Origin of the sequence: Streptomyces sp. 7N604, assembly GCF_052245475.1 — a bacterium.
Classification (GTDB): domain Bacteria; phylum Actinomycetota; class Actinomycetes; order Streptomycetales; family Streptomycetaceae; genus Streptomyces.
In genome coordinates this window covers 207,549-223,969 of record NZ_JBQQBX010000001.1, presented here as the reverse complement: position 1 = coordinate 223,969, position 16,421 = coordinate 207,549, and the positions used below count along the sequence as shown (strand labels likewise).

16 protein-coding genes and 2 pseudogenes are annotated in these 16,421 nt (G+C 70.1%); 10 read left to right on the top strand and 8 right to left on the bottom strand.

The annotated features are described in order from the left end of the window. Positions 1-93: 93 nt before the first annotated feature. The 4 genes and pseudogenes from ACTWP8_RS01005 to ACTWP8_RS00990 form a co-directional block, all read left to right on the top strand. A pseudogene (locus tag ACTWP8_RS01005) lies at positions 94-282 on the top strand (response regulator transcription factor); the annotation flags it as partial. A 246-nt stretch (positions 283-528) separates the two neighbouring features. Beyond that, complete coding sequence (locus ACTWP8_RS01000) at positions 529-642, top strand: GMC oxidoreductase (RefSeq protein ID WP_443320438.1); 114 nt, start codon at positions 529-531, stop codon at positions 640-642. Positions 643-675: 33 nt separating this feature from the next. Further along, a complete protein-coding gene (locus tag ACTWP8_RS00995) occupies positions 676-834 on the top strand; it encodes a hypothetical protein (RefSeq protein WP_443320220.1) in 159 nt (52 codons plus the stop codon). Between the two features lie 266 nt (positions 835-1,100). After that, the gene (locus ACTWP8_RS00990) at positions 1,101-3,935 is read left to right on the top strand and encodes a BTAD domain-containing putative transcriptional regulator (protein ID WP_443320219.1); all 2,835 of its coding nucleotides are present in this window, start codon (positions 1,101-1,103) and stop codon (positions 3,933-3,935) included. On the opposite strand, the gene ACTWP8_RS00985 is transcribed toward ACTWP8_RS00990, so the two are convergent. Next, on the bottom strand, positions 3,910-4,911 hold the full coding sequence (locus ACTWP8_RS00985; protein ID WP_443320218.1) for a trypsin-like serine peptidase: 1,002 nt from the start codon (positions 4,909-4,911) through the stop codon (positions 3,910-3,912). The two genes, ACTWP8_RS00990 and ACTWP8_RS00985, sit on opposite strands and share 26 nt — an antisense overlap. A gap of 86 nt (positions 4,912-4,997) precedes the next feature. Beyond that, positions 4,998-5,918, bottom strand: a complete 921-nt coding sequence (locus ACTWP8_RS00980) for a hypothetical protein (RefSeq protein WP_443320217.1) — start codon at positions 5,916-5,918, stop codon at positions 4,998-5,000. Between the two features lie 230 nt (positions 5,919-6,148). On the opposite strand from ACTWP8_RS00980, the gene ACTWP8_RS00975 reads away from it, so the two are divergent. Beyond that, entirely contained in the window at positions 6,149-7,186 is a 1,038-nt protein-coding gene (locus tag ACTWP8_RS00975) for an AraC family transcriptional regulator (protein ID WP_443320216.1), read from the top strand. Positions 7,187-7,286: 100 nt separating this feature from the next. Next, positions 7,287-8,318 (top strand): aldo/keto reductase, encoded by a 1,032-nt coding sequence (locus tag ACTWP8_RS00970; protein WP_443320215.1) that lies wholly within the window; start codon positions 7,287-7,289, stop codon positions 8,316-8,318. 486 nt (positions 8,319-8,804) lie between these two features. Here ACTWP8_RS00970 and ACTWP8_RS00965 read toward each other — a convergent pair whose 3' ends face one another. Beyond that, entirely contained in the window at positions 8,805-9,404 is a 600-nt protein-coding gene (locus ACTWP8_RS00965; RefSeq protein ID WP_443320214.1) for a CGNR zinc finger domain-containing protein, read from the bottom strand. Positions 9,405-9,490: 86 nt separating this feature from the next. Between ACTWP8_RS00965 and ACTWP8_RS00960 the strand changes: the two genes are divergently transcribed. The 3 genes from ACTWP8_RS00960 to ACTWP8_RS00950 all read left to right on the top strand — a co-directional run bounded on the left by ACTWP8_RS00960 (position 9,491) and on the right by ACTWP8_RS00950 (position 11,880). Further along, a complete protein-coding gene (locus tag ACTWP8_RS00960; RefSeq protein ID WP_443320213.1) occupies positions 9,491-10,273 on the top strand; it encodes an MBL fold metallo-hydrolase in 783 nt (260 codons plus the stop codon). Between the two features lie 586 nt (positions 10,274-10,859). After that, positions 10,860-11,549 carry a CBS domain-containing protein gene (locus ACTWP8_RS00955; RefSeq protein WP_443320212.1) on the top strand — a complete coding sequence of 230 codons (690 nt, stop codon included), beginning with the start codon at positions 10,860-10,862 and terminating at the stop codon, positions 11,547-11,549. A 163-nt stretch (positions 11,550-11,712) separates the two neighbouring features. Further along, on the top strand, positions 11,713-11,880 hold the full coding sequence (locus ACTWP8_RS00950; RefSeq protein WP_443320211.1) for a 3-hydroxyacyl-CoA dehydrogenase family protein: 168 nt from the start codon (positions 11,713-11,715) through the stop codon (positions 11,878-11,880). Positions 11,881-11,886: 6 nt separating this feature from the next. Here ACTWP8_RS00950 and ACTWP8_RS00945 read toward each other — a convergent pair whose 3' ends face one another. After that, positions 11,887-12,348 carry a VOC family protein gene (locus ACTWP8_RS00945; protein WP_352038507.1) on the bottom strand — a complete coding sequence of 154 codons (462 nt, stop codon included), beginning with the start codon at positions 12,346-12,348 and terminating at the stop codon, positions 11,887-11,889. A 64-nt stretch (positions 12,349-12,412) separates the two neighbouring features. On the opposite strand from ACTWP8_RS00945, the gene ACTWP8_RS00940 reads away from it, so the two are divergent. Beyond that, on the top strand, positions 12,413-12,670 hold the full coding sequence (locus tag ACTWP8_RS00940) for a hypothetical protein (RefSeq protein WP_443320210.1): 258 nt from the start codon (positions 12,413-12,415) through the stop codon (positions 12,668-12,670). A 355-nt stretch (positions 12,671-13,025) separates the two neighbouring features. On the opposite strand, the pseudogene ACTWP8_RS00935 reads toward ACTWP8_RS00940, so the two are convergent. The 4 genes and pseudogenes from ACTWP8_RS00935 to ACTWP8_RS00920 form a co-directional block, all read right to left on the bottom strand. Continuing rightward, a pseudogene (locus tag ACTWP8_RS00935) lies at positions 13,026-13,312 on the bottom strand (ATP-binding protein); the annotation flags it as partial. Positions 13,313-13,777: 465 nt separating this feature from the next. Next, complete coding sequence (locus ACTWP8_RS00930) at positions 13,778-14,059, bottom strand: hypothetical protein (RefSeq protein ID WP_443320209.1); 282 nt, start codon at positions 14,057-14,059, stop codon at positions 13,778-13,780. 186 nt (positions 14,060-14,245) lie between these two features. After that, positions 14,246-15,136, bottom strand: coding sequence for an RNA polymerase sigma-70 factor (locus tag ACTWP8_RS00925; RefSeq protein WP_443320208.1), 891 nt, complete (start codon positions 15,134-15,136; stop codon positions 14,246-14,248). Continuing rightward, positions 15,133-16,230: an NAD(P)/FAD-dependent oxidoreductase gene (locus ACTWP8_RS00920; RefSeq protein WP_443320207.1), complete on the bottom strand. Its 1,098-nt coding sequence runs from the start codon at positions 16,228-16,230 to the stop codon at positions 15,133-15,135. Before ACTWP8_RS00920 ends, ACTWP8_RS00925 begins: the two co-directional genes overlap by 4 nt. Positions 16,231-16,421: the final 191 nt, after the last annotated feature.

Below are 16,421 nucleotides of genomic sequence, written 5' to 3'. Positions count from 1 at the left end.
GCAATGTTCCGCGACGGGCCGCGACCCCGGCCGCCACCCCACATCAGCACGGTCCACGGCGACGTGCTGGGGCCGATGGGGCTGACGCCGTCCGGACTGGAGGTCCGCGAAGTGGAGGTGCTGCGGCTGCTGGCGGACGGCCTGGACACGACAGAGATCGCCCAGAAGGTGAGCTATTCCGAGCGCACCATCAAGAACATCATCAGTGGCATGACCAACCGCATCGGACTGCGTAACCGGGCCCACGCTGTCGCCTTCGCATTGCGCTCCGGGACCCTGTGACGTCAACTGAGCGAACTGAGCGGCGGAGTTTCCGCGGGCCAGTCACCTATCCAGAGCGTTGGCGCTACCTGCCCGTGAGCTCTTTCGACGGTCTGATCCCTACCCAGCGACTCCCGTCGCGCCGCAGCCCCAAGCAGGTCACTCATCTCGAACTGCACCCAACTCGCTTCCCAACTCGCCTAGCCGGGTCCTCCGTGGCAGAGGACCCGGCACACTGCTGGGCAGCCGCCCACTGCGCACCTCGGCATCCGCGTAGCGGATGCCTCGATCATGCCGTCGGTGCCCTCCGGCAACACCAGCGCCCCTTCGATCATGGTCGGCAACGAGAAGGCCTCCGACCTCATCCTCGCCGCTTCCTGACACCGCATCACTCGCGCAGGAGGAGAACCAGCCATGCGTACCGGCATGCTCGTCGGCGGCGAGTGGACCGCTGGGAACGGCACCACCTTCACCACGGTCACCCTGGCCACCGGCGAGGTTCTCGCCGAACTTCCTGCCCCGAGCCGGACGTCGACGCCGCCGTACGGCCGCCGCCCGGGCATTCACCTCTAGCTGTCGTGGACGATCGCGCAGGTTCGCTGGACGCTCGATCATGGCCTGCCCGGCCTGCGGCCCGTAGCATCGCAGGCAGCCGTGGTCACGGCCGCAGCGGCGCGCCGACCGCAGCCCGAACGCGGATCAGCGGAAAGCGGAACATGCGATATCGCCACAGCGAAGGCGCCGCCATGGAGCCCGGCGCGGAACGTCAGTGCTTTTCCTGGGATCAGGGCGGCCGGGCGGCGAGGCCTTGTGCTCGATCTGAGCAGGGGAGAGCCTGAGTGCCGGAACAACTGCGGTTCAGCGTCCTGGGGCCTGTCCGCGGCTGGCGCGGGCCGGACGAGGTGGACCTCGGGCCTCCGAAGCAGCGTGCGGTCCTTGCCATGCTGCTGCTCGGTGAAGGCGCACAGGTCTCGGTCGAAGCGCTGGTCGACGCCGTCTGGGGGACCGGATCGCCGGGGTCCCCGGTGGTTTCGCTGCGTACCTACGTCCATCGGCTGCGTCGGCAGCTCGGCCCCCTGGCGATCCTCTCGGTGGGAGACGGTTACCAGATGCATACGTCGCCCGAATCGCTCGATCTGGCTGCCTTCCGGGACCTCGCTGCCCGTGCCGACCGGGCGCGCCGCGACGGTGATGTCAAGACTGCCGCACGGCACCTGGACGATGCCCTCGCTTGCTGGCAGGGGACCGCGCTGGCCGGAGTCCGCGGTGAGTATGCCCAGGCACAGCGCGAAAGGCTCGGCAGGTTGCGACTGGCGGCCCTGGAGGCGAGCCTCGCGATCCGGCTCGAACTGGGCGAACACGCCTATGTCACAAGTGAGTTGGCGGACTTGGTGGCCGAGCACCCGCTCGACGAACGGTTCCGGGAGATGCTGATGCTCGCCCTGTACCGGTCGGGACGCCAGGCGGAGGCGCTCGCGACGTACAGCGAGGCCCGCACAGTTCTCGCCGGCGAGCTGGGTGTCGATCCGGGACCTGAACTCCGGCACATGTTCGAGCGCATCCTGCGGGCGGACGCCGGACTGACCGCCCCTCCCACGCCCGTGCACCCGGCCGCGCCGGCACCCGACCAGCCGACGCCGACACAGCTCCCCGCCGACCTGCCGGCCTTTGTCGGGCGTGCGGCGCAACTCGCACAGATGGACCTGCTGCTTGACGGCAACGGCGAGGCGCCCACGACCATCGTCGTCAGCGCCATCACCGGCATGGCAGGAGTCGGCAAGAGCACCTTCGCCGTGCACTGGGCCCACCATGTCACCTCCCGTTTCCCCGACGGTCAGCTCTACATCGACCTGAGGGGCTTCGACCCGGCCGGACCGCCGGTCTCCCCGGACCGGGCGCTGCGCACGCTTCTTGAGTCACTCGGGGCCGATCCGCTGAGCCTTCCGCAGGACACCGACGCGCTGGCGGCCTGCTACCGCACACGGCTCACCGGGCGGCGGTTGCTGCTCCTGCTGGACAACGCCCGCGACGCTCAGCAAGTACGCCCGCTGCTGCCGGCGAGCCCCGGCTGCCTGGTGATCGTCACCAGCAGGAACCGGCTGTCCGGCCTCATCGCCACGGACGGAGCCCAGCCCATCACCCTCGACGCGCTCTCTGTGGCGGAGGCGCGCGACTTCCTCGTACGCAGGCTGGGCGCCGACCGAGTGGCTGCCGAGCCCTCGGCCGTCGACGAGATCATCGAACTCTGCGCCCGGCTGCCGCTCGCCCTGTCCATCGCGGCTGCGCGGGCGCTGACTCGCTCGGCCTTCCCTCTTGCGACCCTCGCCGGCGAACTCGCCAACGGTCACAGCGGTTTGGATGCCTTCAGCGACACCGACACGGCGGTCGACGTACGCGCCGTCTTCTCGTGGTCGTACCACGCCCTCACCCCCGCCGCCGCGTGCCTGTTCCGACTGATCGCCCTGCATCCGGGCCCGGACACCTCGTTGGCCGCCGCCGCAAGCCTCGCAGGCCTCACGGTCCCGCACACTCACCAATTGCTGAGCGAACTGGCCCACGCCCACCTCGTGGACGAACCCGTGCCCGGCCGGTACGCAGCCCACGACCTGCTGCGCACCTACGGCGGCGAGCTGGCCCGTACCGCCGACACGCCGGAGGAGCACCACACCGCCCGGGTCCGCGTCCTCGACCACTATCTGCACAGTGCCCACCGCGCAGGGCGGGCGTACTCTCCCGACCGGCCCGCGATCGTGCTGCCTGCCCCCTCCCGGGGCGTCCGGGCCGAGGAATTCGCCCCGGAGCCGGGGCACTCCGGCCCGGCCGCGGCCTGGTTCGACGCCGAACGGGCGGTGCTGGTGGCGGCCATCAGAACGGCGGCCGCTCATGGGCTCGACACGCACACCTGGCAGCTCGCCTGGGCCGTCGGACACTACCTGGACCGGAAGGGGCTGTGGCACGACCTCGAAGCCATACACCACATCGCGATGGAGGCGGCAGACCGTCTCGTCGACCCCTGTGCCCAGGCACACGTCCACCGGGGACTGGCGCGGGCGGCGACCGATCTGGGCCGGGTCGAAGAGGCACGGCACCGCATGGAGCGGGCGGTGGAGCTGTTCACCGCTGCCGGTGACGTCACCGCCTGCGCCGATAGCCACCGGCAGCTGAGCTGGGTGGCCGAGCGGCAGGGTGACCTGAAGGCAGCGCTCTCCCACGCCCAACAGTCTCTCGCTCTGCAGCGAGCTGCCGGCCACAGTGCGCGCACCGCCGCGGCACTCAACGCCGTCGGCTGGTGCCACACCCTGCTCGGGCAGCACCAGCAGGCGCTCGACCACTGCCGGGAAGCCCTGGCGACGGCGGAACTGCACCACCGTCCCTACCTCAAGGCGGACACCTGGGACAGCATCGGCCTCGCCCAGCACCATCTGGGGCGGTACACCGAGGCCGTCACCGGCTACGAACAGGCCCTCGCCCTCTACCGCGAACTCGGCGTCGCCTACGCCGAAGCGGACACGCTGAGCCGCCTCGGGGACACCCACCACGCGGCGGCCGGGGTGGAGTCGGCCCGTGCGGCATGGGCGGAGGCTCTCGCCATCCTGGAACGGCTCGGCCATTCGGGCGCGGAGGCCGTCCGTGCGAAGCTCACGGCCCTCACAGAGAACCGGCCTTGTCACTGACGCGCTCATACAACTCCCTCGCCGGCTTACCCAGGCGCGGCCCCGCGAGCCAGGTGCTGTCGGCCGGACCGATGGACGTGTTGCTCACCAGCGCGAGGGCGCCGTTCGGACCGCGGGCGAACCAGCCGCCGCCGGAGGAGCCTCCGGTCATCGTGCAGCCGATCCGGTACAGCACCGGCTGGTCGGAGTGGATCGACAGACGGCCGGGCCTGTCCTGGCACGAGAACATCCGTTCACCATCGAACGGGGACTCGGCCGGATAGCCCCAGACCGCCATGTCCCCGATGCGAGTGGCCGACGGTGCGCCGAACCAGACCGGCGCCGCCTGACCGATCGTCTCCTGGAGCGAGGCCGGTAGCCCCTGGCGCTGTACATGCATCACCGCATAGTCGAACGGCGAGCCACCACCGCCGGAGGGGGCACCCTCGGCGACCCACTCGGGCGCTACCTCCGCCCAGTCGGCCCACCAGATTCCGAAGGGCGCGATCCGGTCCTCGTCCGCGGCCTGCCGGCCTGCTGCGTCGAGCCCGAGATCGTTGTACGAGGGTACGAAGACGAGGTTGCGGAACCAGCCGTCGCCGGCCCCGGCGTGCATACAGTGACCCGCCGTCCACACCAGCCCCGATCTGCCGGGGCGTGCCGGGTCCTCCACCGCAGTGCCGGAGCACACGCTCGGCCCGTCGGGGGTGTCGAAGAAGATCTTCCCGATCACCGCGGCATTGTCGCGGTACGCCACCTTCTCCGCCGTCGCGGGCACCGGGTCGGGTTCGGGATCCGTGGTGCCGGCGTCCTCGCCGATGCCGTTCGGCACGGCGGTGTCCGCGGCCCGGGCTTCCGACATGCGCTGGGCGGTCCACAGCCCTGGCACGACGGGGTTGGAGAAGGCCGGCAGGCGTGGCGGGGAGTCACAGCCGGCACCTGCAAGGACGAGCAGGAGCGCGGTGACGCAGGCGGCGATCGGTGTGCGGCGTGTCACGGCCCTTTCCATCCTTCGACTCGTGTGGTGCCCGGGGCGGGCGGAACGTAAGGGGGAGTCACCCCACCCGCCCCGGAGAACAGCGGTCAGCCGGCGAAGCGGATCGACCTGATCGTGGTGAACCCGATGTCGGCGAGGTTGCTCACGTTGCCCTCGACCGTGGCGGACCTGCCCTGACAGTCGGCTTCCTCCCAGATCTTGACGGAGCCGTTCGTGCTCAGTGAGCCGAAGTCGCTTCCCCGCCTGACGTTCTGGCAGCCGGGGCCCGCGATGCCCTGAGAGGCGCCGCTCTCGGAGAAGTCGGGCGCGTCGAAGAGGATGACGCTGCTCGCGGGCCTGACCTCCGATGACGCACCGGAGCTGGGCTGGTTGCCGGATTCCGCCTCAGTGGGCCGGCCGGCCCGCTGCCCGTTGGGCGTGACGCCGAACCAGGTGCCGCCCACACCCTGGCCGTTGGTGTCGCCGACCTTGAGATCCTTGCTGAAGAGGTGGACAGGCCAGCCTCCAATGGTGACCTGGAAATTGCCGTCGGTCCGCTTGATGACCCCGATCGCCGAGGGCTTGACCCCGTCGACGAAGATCCGTCCACCCGGAGCGATCAGATACGGCGGCCAGGTGGCGGCGCACTCACCTTCACAGGTGGACTTCGAGGGGTTGGCCGAGTCGTCGTCGAACCGGTACAGCGTGAACCCGGCCCCGTTGACCACCACGGGATTCAGCGTCCCGGCCCGACCGGCCGACAGCTGCACCCACTTGCGAACCACGGGCTTCTTGACGGCTGCTGCTGGTGCGGCAGCTTTCGCCCAATCGCCGGTGTTCTGCTGCGCGTTGTTCTCCTGGGCTGTGCCGCGCTTGAACGCCAGCTCGATCTCGCCGGACGAGGACGCGGCGGCCGGAGCCTTCTCGCCGGTGGCGCCATCGCTTCCGGCGTCGCCGCCGCAGGCGGACAGCAGAAGCATGCCCGTGGCGGTGAGCGCGGCGAGCATGGCGGCACGTCTGTAGAACATGGGAACCCCCGTTTGAGGAAGAGACCTGTTGCTGCGCGGCCTTCGAAGGGAAGGCCGACGGTCCCTGCTACGGACCCGGCCCACGCGGGGTTCTCTCGTGGCGGCCCGATACACAACCGTGACATCCTCTGCGCCCCGCGCTCAGCTGCCGCGGAGCCGCCCGTTACCCGCTACCGATGGCATTTCATTCGGCCAGCGGGGATGGCCGAATTCCCGCTAACGTGCAGGACATGAAATCACCGGTTGACCCGCTGTTCGATGTTCTCGCCTCGTTGAACGTCAGGGCCGGGTCGCTGTCGGGCCTGGAGGCGTGGGGCAGTTGGGCACTGCGCTTCGGTGTCCACGAGCACATCAAGATCGGGGCCGTACTCGGCGGCTTCTGCTGGCTCGGCGCCGACGGAGCCGAGCCGGTGCGTCTCCAGGCCGGTGACTGCTTCCTGCTGGCGGCGCGCGAGTCGTTCGCGCTCTGCGGGGACCTGGATGTGCCATACCAAAGCGGGGAAGAGGTGTACCGAGCCTCCTCCAGCCGCATCGTGCGGATCGGGGAGACGTACCGCACCGCCGACCAGGAGGGGACGCTCATCGTCGGCGGCAGCGTCGACTTCCTCGACGCCACCGTCGCCCTGCTGCTCGACGGCCTGCCACCCATAGTCGCCATCCGCGCCGGAACCGCTCAGGCAAAGGCGATCCAGCCGCTGCTGGAGGTGTTCCTTGAGGAGGTGGGCGCCGTGCGCCTGGGCACCTCCGTGATGTCGGAGCGGCTCACCGAGATCTTGTTCATCCAGGCTCTGCGGGCCGTCGTGGCGGGAACGGGCGCGCCGGACGGGACGGCCCCGCCGGGCTGGCTCGGTGCGCTCGGCGATCCGCGCATCGGCCGTGCGCTGCTGCTGATGCACCAGCAGGCCGACCGCCCATGGACCGTCGCCACGCTCGGTGCTCAGGTGGGCATGTCCCGGGCGAGCTTCGCCGCCCGCTTCAAGGAACTCGTCGGGCTGCCGCCGCTCGTCTACCTCCAGCGCTGGCGGATTCTGGCCGCCGGCCGGGAGCTGCGCCGCAGTGAGCGGACCGTGGCCTCGATGGCCGCCGAATGGGGGTACTCGTCGGAGAGCGCGTTCAGCACCGCGTTCAAACGGGTCACCGGCATCTCGCCGACGCAGTACCGCAGCGCCCCGCTCGCAGCGGTGACGGCGAGGCTGGACGGCTGGCCCGCGGTTCCCTTCCGTGTGCCGTCCGCCATGGACGAACGCGAAGGTTCTCCAGACGCTTGATCATGGTCTGTTCGGTCGGAGCCTCCTAGCGTCGGAGGCAGCCGTGCGGACGTCCGCAGCGCCGTCCACGACCAGAGCACGGATCATCGGAAGGCGGAACATGCAATACGAGCAGTTGGGCGCCACGGGGGTCTTCGTCTCCCGGATCGCTTTGGGGACGATGACGTTCGGTGGGGCGGGGACGCCGCCGTGGAGCCTCGTCGGTGGTCTGGACGAGAAAGCTGCGGACGAGCTTGTCGGCCTGGCTCTCGACGCAGGTGTCAACCTCGTCGACACCGCGGACATGTACGCGGCGGGTGAGTGCGAGGAGATCCTCGGCCGGGTGCTGGGCTCAAGGCGCCAAGGCGTGCTGCTTGCCACCAAGCTCTTCGCCCGCATGGGCACCGGCACCGGTCCCAACGACGTCGGTCTGTCACGCCTGTGGGTCACCCGGGCGCTGGAGGACAGTCTGCGCCGGCTGCGTACCGACCACATCGACCTGTACCAGATCCACAGCTTCGATCCGCTGACCCCGGTGGAGGAGACGCTGGCCGCTCTGGACGACGCCGTTCGGCAGGGCAAGATCCGCTATATCGGCGCCTCGAACCTGGCGGCGTGGCAGATGATGAAGTTCCTCGGCGCCTCGCAGCTGCGCGGGTTGGAGAGCTTCGTGTCCCAGCAGGTGTACTACTCGCTGGCCGGACGGGACATCGAGCGGGAGATCTTGCCGATGGCTGCGGATCAGAAGCTCGCCACGCTGGTGTGGAGCCCGCTTGCCGGCGGGTTCCTGTCCGGCAAGTTCGACCGCAACGGCGCCAGCGATGAGACCGCGCGCCGCGCCCTCGCCGACTTCCCGCCCGTGGATCGGGAACGCGGCTGGGACATCGTGGATGCGCTGCGCGAAGTCGCTTCGTGGCATGGCGTGAGCGTGGCCCGCGTCGCCCTCGCCTGGGTACTCGCCCGGCCGGGAGTCACCAGCGTCATCATCGGCGCGAAGCGCCCCAACCAACTCACCGAGAACCTGGCCGCCGTCGACCTGGTCCTCACCGAGCAGGACCTGGCAGACCTGGACGCGGCCAGCGCACTCCCGGCCGTCTACCCCGACTGGTGGGCGCAGCTCGCCCTCGCGGACCGGCTGCCGCTGCCCGCCTGACCGACGCCGGCCGCGACCGGAGCAAGCGGCAGTCGGCCGTATTCCGGTCGCGGTTCGGCCGCGACCCCGTTTCTGCTCCGCATCCGCCGTCTGCTGACGGCACTACGGACGGAGCGCGACGCAGCCGTGGTCCGCTCGGACGAACGCCCGGTATGAGGTGCTCCAGGAGGAGACACGGCACCTGGTCTTCACTCGGCTTCCGGCCTTGGTCGCCCACCTCGCCCACCGGCATGTCCCGGTTCCCGAGCCGGCGCATCGCGTGTTCGCCGGGACCGAGGTCGAGCAGGCCCACGGCGGCCCTGGAGCAGGTGACTCAGGCTGTGGTGGCTGAGCGTCATCGCGTGAGAAAAGTAACGCACGCGGGATGACAACACGGCCGCCACTGGCGGCACTCCGGTCGAGTCGGTGCGCGCCCTCCGCCACATCCTCTCGACATCACCGCTGGGGACGTTTCAACACCGATCGTGGCGGGCCGGAGGAGCTGTCTCAGCGGGACTCGAGTCGCGTACGCCGGGCGTAGGCACGGGCCGCGCGGACGCGATCGCCGCAACGGGTGGAGCACCAGTGGCGGCGCCCGTGGCGCAGCAGGTAGCGGTTGCAGGGGCTGGAGCCGCAGGCGGCGAGGCGTTCTGCGTCGGGGCAGGTGAGCAGCTCGGCGGCGTTGTCGGCGAGGGCGGCCAGGGCGTGATCGACGTTCTGGGTGATCGGGTGCGAGGCGGCCCGGAGCAGCCCGCGGGTGGGGTCCCAGTGCAGCAGGGCGGCCGCGGGAGCCCTGGAAAGGGCGCCGTTGACGGCGGCGAGAGCGCTCGGCGGGGCGGGGTGCCCGTCCACCCGGGAGGCGAGCAGCGCCCGGATCTGCTCACGCAGCGTCCGCAGCTGCGCCGCGCACGTCTCCTGCAGTCCGGCGCCGGTCGGGGCGAGGTCGTGTTCGGTGAGCCACTGGTTCGCGGCGGCGGGGGTGCCGAGGAGGTCGAGGAACCGGCCGCCGGGCAGAGCGACGGCGCTGTTGGCGAAGTCGAGTGCGCGGTACTGCGCCGCGCCCGGTGCGGGCGGAACTACGGGCTCGGCGGTCAGGGTCTCGTCCATGATTCTCATGTTACGGCTTGTATTCATCCGTGAGAAGCCGTTACGGTCTCTCACGGATAAACCGCTAACTATCCGTGAGGTGTTCCTTGTATACGGCTGCTGTCGGCACGCCCCCTGAGCAGATCCCCGTCCGCGTCTTCGGCGGCCCGACCGCGCTCATCGAGTACGGCGGGCTGAGGTTCCTGACCGACCCCACCTTCGATGCCCCCGGCGACTACCCCCTCGGCCCCGGCCTGGTCCTGACCAAGACCGAGCCCTCCTCCGCCGCGCCCGAGGACCTCGGCCGCATCGATGTGGTCCTGCTCTCCCACGACGAGCATCCCGACAACCTCGATCACTCCGGCCGGGCCCTCCTCGCCGACGTGCCCGTCACCCTCACCACCCCCAGCGGCGCGGGCCGCCTGGGCGCCGACGCCAAGGGTCTTGAGGACTGGGAGTCCGTCGAGCTGGACCGTCCCGACGGCGGCACCGTGACCGTGACGGCCGTACCCGCCATCCACGGTCCTGGGGCGCGCGAGGAGGTCGAACCGATAGCGGGCGAGGTCGTGGGCTTCGTCCTCACCGCAGCCGACCTGGCCACGGTGTACGTCAGCGGCGACAACGCCTCGCTCACCCTGGTCAAGGAGATCGCCGAGCGGTTCGGCCCGGTCGACACCGCCGTTCTCTTCGCAGGTGCTCCGCGCCTGCCCATCTTCGACTCGACGGTTGTGCTCGACAGCGTCCAGGCCGCCGATGCCGCTCAGCTCCTCGGGGCGCGCCGGGTCGTCCCCGTCCACTTCGACAGCTGGGCCCACTTCACTGAAGGCCGCGGCGATCTGGTGGCCGCCTTCACCGCCGCGGGACTGGCCGACCGCCTGCAGCTGAACTGAGCGAACCCCGGCCCGCATCGCGGCATCAGGCCTGTCACTCCTGTCGGCCTCTCTGATGGATCGCCCCTCACGGCCCGCACGTTCCGCCACCCCGGCGAATCTGCGCGGGGCCGGAAAGCTCGTTCGGCTCCTGCACCGCGGACAGCGCGTGCGGGCCCCCGTTCTGTGCTTCCGGGGTCCCGGCGAGCAGTAGCCCCCACGCGGGGTGCTGGGACCCGTAGCGCAGTTTGAGCGCCTTGCTCCGTGCCTTGATCTATGCCGACGACGCCAGCGCGCTGGACAAGCCGCGGCTCGGGGCCGAGCGCGTCCCGAGGATCGCGAACGACCGGTTTCGGCACCGGGGCCCGGACCCTCCTTCGAGGAGTACCTGGGCCACATGGCCTGGTATTTCTGACCGCTGGGAACGTTCCGAGGTGCTCGGTGCAGCCAACCGGTGGAGCTGGTCGCCGCGGCGGCGCGGTGCTGTCATGGGTGGGGGAGACGGCGGGGACGAGCCGGCAGGGCCGCGGAGGCCGGCGCGCCGCTGTCGTCGGCCAGGCGGTCCGACCGCGGCCGCCCCGTCGCACAAACGGAGGAGGCCGATGCCATGCTGCACCGCCGCACGGTCGGTGACGTGATGACCGAGGAGGTCCTCACCCTCCGCCCCGACACACCGTTCCAGGAGGCCGCCGCCCTGCTGGACGCGAACGACATCGCTGCGGCCCCGGTCGTCGACGACGACGGCGCTCCCGTCGGCGTCGTGTCCGCGTCCGACGTGCTGCGGCACGAGACCGGGATGCCCGATCCGCTGGGGCGGGAGGGGAGCGACGAGCGCGCCTGGGGCAAGGCCCGGGCCCGGACGGCGGGCGCGCTCATGAGCAGCCCCGTCTTCACCGCCCGCGCTGACAGGACGATCCCCCGGGCCGCGCGGGAACTCCGCAGGCGGCACGTCAAGCAGCTGCCGGTGGTCGGCGACGACGGGCTCCTCACCGGCATCGTCAGCCGCAGCGACCTGCTCGAGACCTTCGTCCGCTCCGACGCCGAGATCCGCAGCGAGGTCGAGCAGGACGTCCTGGGGCGCATCCTCGGCCTGGACGAGGGCACCGTTGCAGTCGAGGTCCGGGACGGGGCCGTCACCCTGCGGGGTCACGTCCCGGAACCGCGTCTCGTCCCGATGGTCGTGGGCCTGTGTCAGGGCGTTGACGGTGTCGTCGCCGTGGACGCCCAGCTCGCCGCCGCCCGGGAGGGCCTAGGTGTGTTGTCCCGGGCCCGGCCGACTGGTCGGCGCGCGTGTTGAGGTGTCGCGTATTCGTCGCCGCGCGGCCGGAAGATCACCCTGTGTGCTTGCCGCTGTACTGCTTGGCCTGACGCTGAGTTGATCGTCGTCGAAGACGCGGGCCATCTGGGCAGTGCAACAACACGCGACCACGTGCTCCAAGCCCTCGGCCGATTCGCAAGCAGTGATCGACTCAAGGCCCCACTACGCGACCACCGACGAGATCGACACGGCCATGACGGAGGGCTGTGCCCTTTCGACGGGGCCCTTCGAGCTCCTCGACGTGGTCGGCAGCGACGTGTCGCCGGCGATCCAGCGCGAGCTCTACCTGGAGTTCCGCGACTACAGCTGAGCTGCGTCAGTCCAGGCAGAACTCGTTGCCCTCGGGGTCGGTCATCACGATGAAGCCGGCGCTCATCGGGGGAGCGGGCTCGTAGCGACGTACCCGTGTCGCTCCCAGCGCGACAAGCCGGTCGCACTCGACCTCCAGCGCCGCCATCCGCTCCTCTCCCTGCAGTCCGGGAGCCGCACGGACGTCGAGGTGGACGCGGTTCTTGGCGACTTTGTCCTCCGGCACCTGCTGGAAGAACAGCCGTGGGCCGTGCCCGTCCGGGTCCTCGATGGCCGATCTCGTGTTGCGCTGCTCCTCCGGTACGCCGACCCGCGCGAGGAAGTCGTCCCACGCGGCTAGCGGGTCGGCGTCCTCGGGCAGGTCGACTCCGGGCGGGCCGGGGTGGACGTAGCCCAGTACGTCGCGCCAGAAGGACGACAGCGCCCGCGGGTCGTGGGCGTCGAAGGTGACCTGGATGTGGCGGCTCATCGGGTTGCTCCGTTCGTAGCGGTTTCGGCAGGTAGAGGTCGCGCAGCAGGCAGACGTCGGACAGGTGGTGGATCAGCTCGCGGTGGATGTGCAGCACCAGGTCGGCCGTAGGCGCCTCGGGGAAGGGCTCCTTCGCGCCGACCGGGACCCGGAGCCCGGCCTCGCCGAGGCCGCGCACCCGGCCAGCCAGACGTCGAGCTGGGCGTCGAGCTGGTCGAGCGCGGTGGCCGCGCTGCGAGCGTATTCCCAGGTCTCGTACGACGCCGCCGGCGCGCCGAAGTGCGCCGCGTTGCGCGCGGCGAGCACGCCGACGATGACGTGACGAGTCGCCAGGCGATCGTCGGGAAGGCCGCGGGGACCGGCTCGGGAAAGGCGTAGTCCATCGTGAAGTCCCCGGCACCGACCTGCACGGGCGCTGTCGAGCTGCCGCGCGGCCGCACGCTCCAGGCGTCCGGCACTGGCGACCAGAAGTACTCGTCGTCGGTGAGGCCCTCGATCGTTCCCAAGCCCCGCGCCGCCATCAAGGCCGATGTTCTGAATGATCGGTAAGTGGCGCTTACCGAACTCCGCAAGATAGAGGCCTTCCTGGCCGCTGCCGAGGAGTTGCACCTCGCCAGAGCAGCATGACGGCGCCAGTAGATACTCCGAGCTGTGGCTGTGACAGCAATGCCTGGCCCCACTCGGCTCGCGAGTGACCCGAGAAGGAGGAGGCGCCGCTTGCGGACCTCACCTGTCCAGTTCTCCTGGCTGACGCCGTACGGCCTGTCGGGCGTGTCGAGCGGATTCAATCGGCCTGGCAGACCGGGGCCGAGGGCGATGGTCTGCCGCCCAGTTCCTGGGCGACGATGCTCCATTCGCTCTTTGGATCGCAGGGCACATAGATCCGGTATCCGAAGGCCACGGCCCGTACTGCGAGGGACTTGGCCAGGGCAGATTTGCTCATGCCGATTCCGGCGAGCAGGATGGCTTGGCCTCAGCGCCAATGGCCCGCCTGCGTGGACGGGAAGGGTGGCGGCCCATTTCTTGATGTGGCTGTTGATCGGCACATTGCCGAATCGAGTGATGAGGAAGGACGCGAAAGCCAGCAGACCTGACGTGCCGGCGAGCAGCCGTGGGCGGCCTCGCATCAGGGCGGCGAGAGTCAGGGAACTCAGCGTCGGCAGCCCCATCGCGGTCTGCACGGTGATGCCGTTCATCTTCATCAGCTGGACGTGGAAGTCCAGCCGCATGTCGAGTGGTACGGCGTTAAAGGTGGGGATGAGGTCGGCCGCGCTGTAGCCGAACGTTCCGGCGAGCAGACCAGCCGACAGGAGGGCCTATCAGGGTGCACATCGGTGCGTCTCTTTGGAGGTCTCGTGTCAATTCGAGAAGGGGCTGAGTTGGTTGCCCGTGACACATGCCCGTATCTTCATCCGGTGCGGTCCGGGGATCACTTGGCACCTCCGTCCCGGGCCTGCGCCGGCAGTTCCGCCACGACGTCGGTCGTGCCGTCCTCGGTCCGGCGGATCAGGTCGTTCATCACCTCGTCGCCAGTCCCGTCCAGGACTGCCGTGTGAGGCGTTCCATCAGCTCGGGGTCGGTGCCTGCTGTCGGGTCCGGTGATCCGTGCGCGGGCCGGCCTCCGGGAGCCGATGACCTGCGTCTCCGCCTGGGCATCGGCTTCCTCAGCCTCGGCGAGTGCCCGGTAGACGGAGGCGAGGGTCTCCGTCATCGTCTCCCGCGTGACCTCCCGTCACGACGCCATCGCCGCCCCCCTGCGCTCAGGCACCCGACACCACGACGATCGGGAACTGGCAGGCGATCAGCAACGGGCCCAGGTCAAAGACTCACCGTGAACGAGGCCCGGCTCGGTTGCACTTCAGTGCGCTTGTTGGCAAAAGCCTTGAAGGCGCGCGGGTCACACCTTGACCGCCGTGAGCTTCTCCGGGTTGCGGACGCAGTAGATGGCCGTCACGACAGCGCCGCGGATCTCGACTGAGGTCACCTGATCGAGTTCGCCGTCGATGAGCACCGCGAAGGAGTGCATCCCGTTGTAGGTGCCGATGCGGACGTCGAGTTCGCCCATGCGGGCGCCCTTGGCCAGGAGCCCGAGAAGCAGCCTGGCCACCTTGTCGGGCCCGACCACGGGGCGCCGCACCGCGTTCACGACCCCGCCGCCGTCACCCAGGAACACCACATCGGGTGCGAGCAGGTCCATGAGGCCTTGGACGTCACCGGTCGCGGCCGCTGTCATGAACCGTTCGGCGACCGGCCGTGCCTCAGCAGGGGTGGCGACTGCGGTGTGTCGCCTCGCGCGCACGCTGTTGCGGGCGCGCTGGTTCAACTGCCGCACCGAGGCCTCGGACTTGCCCACCGCGGCGGCGATCTCCGCGTAGTCGAAGCCGAACACCTCGCGCAACACGAACACCGCGCGCTGGGTAGGGGTCAGGGCCTCCAGGACCAGCAGCATCGCGGTGGTCACGGCCTCGCCGGTGAGCACATGGTCGACGCCGTCGGGTGCGTCGCCGGCAGCGTCGGTCACCAGCGGCTCGGGCAGCCACGGCCCCACGTACTGCTCCCGGCGGCGGACGGCCGACCGCAGTACGCCGAGCGCCTGCCGGGTGACGATCTGCGCCAGATAGGCCCGCGCGTTCTCCACCGAGGTGTGGTTCACCGACCGCCACCGCAGGTAGCTGTCCTGCAGGACGTCTTCGGCGTCGGCCACCGACCCGAGGATCTCGTAGGCGATCGAGAACAGCAGGGCCCTGTGCGTGGTGAACTCGTTCGTGGGATCCGGCTGCTCGGTCACTTCGAGCCCTGCAGCCAGGCGTAGGTGGCGGTGCGGGCGCCGAACTTCGCGTAGCGACAGACTCGCTCCTTGGCCACGGCCGCGGTGGGCCCGGCGAAGTAGAGCCTGCGCACGGTGTCGTTCCTGCGGCTGACCTGCAGCAGCCCGTCGCGTCGGCCCAGGCTCAACGCCTGTCCGGTGTACCCCATGGAGTAGGGCTTGGGCTTACGGCCTTGGATCATCCGCGCCAGCGTATCCGCTGCGTGTGCGGCCTGAGGCATGGCCGTCGCGCAGGCCGCTCGAGAGCCGGGAACCGCCGCGCAGTCGCCGACGACGAAGATCCGCGGGTCGGTCACGCTGCGCAGATGCTCGTCGACCACCGCACGCCCGTCGGCATCCACCTCAAGTCCACTGCGGGCGGCCAGGTCGGGCACGCTCCCGATGATCGCCCACAGCGTGAGGTCGGAGGTGAAATGCGGGCGCGAGTGGAGACGCACCAGGTCGCCTCGTCCCTCCCCGGCGCCAGGGTCAATCTGCGCGACGGAGTCCTCCACGACCTCTACGTTCAAGCGGTCCAGGCCGGTGCGCACACGCTTCTGCGCTCCTGCCGACAGGCTCGCGGCGATCGTCTGTCCCACGATCCGCACGTGGAGGTCGGGTCGGCCGAAGGCGATCTCGGATGCCGTCTCGATGCCCGTCAGCCCGCCACCGATGACGGTGACCACCCTCCCGCCGGGCAGCCCGGCCAGCGCGGCCCGCGCCTCTTCCGCGCCCTCCCAGGTCCCCACCGGAACGGTGCCCGGCAGCGGTGCGACCGTGCTGCCCACCGCGAGGAACAGGTAGTCGAAGTCGAGACTCGCCCCGTCGCCGAGAGTGACCTGACCGTCGCCGATCTTGTCGGCGGTGCCCACCCGCGTTGCGACCCCTTCGCTCAGCATCGACGTCAGCGGGGTCGCCGCGGCTCCGGTCCCGGCGATCTGCTCGTGCAGCCGTACCCGTTCGACGAAGTCCGGACGGGGGTTGATCACCGTAATCTCCGCTGCCTTCACCTTCTTGGCCAGCCGGTTCGCCGCGATCGTCCCCGCGTAGCCGGCTCCCACCACCACGACCCTCATGTGTGCCTCCTGTTGTGGAATCAGTTCACACACGGGATGCGGCCCACCTCGCGTTTGTGACGGGCAAGCCGAGTGACCTGCATCACCGTCGCGCGGGGTGCCGGGTACCACCATCTGCCCGGCGCCAGCGACCTGGTGCGGACCCCCGCACGAGCGCGAGGCCGTAGGGCGGGTTTCCGCGGGCCCGAGCC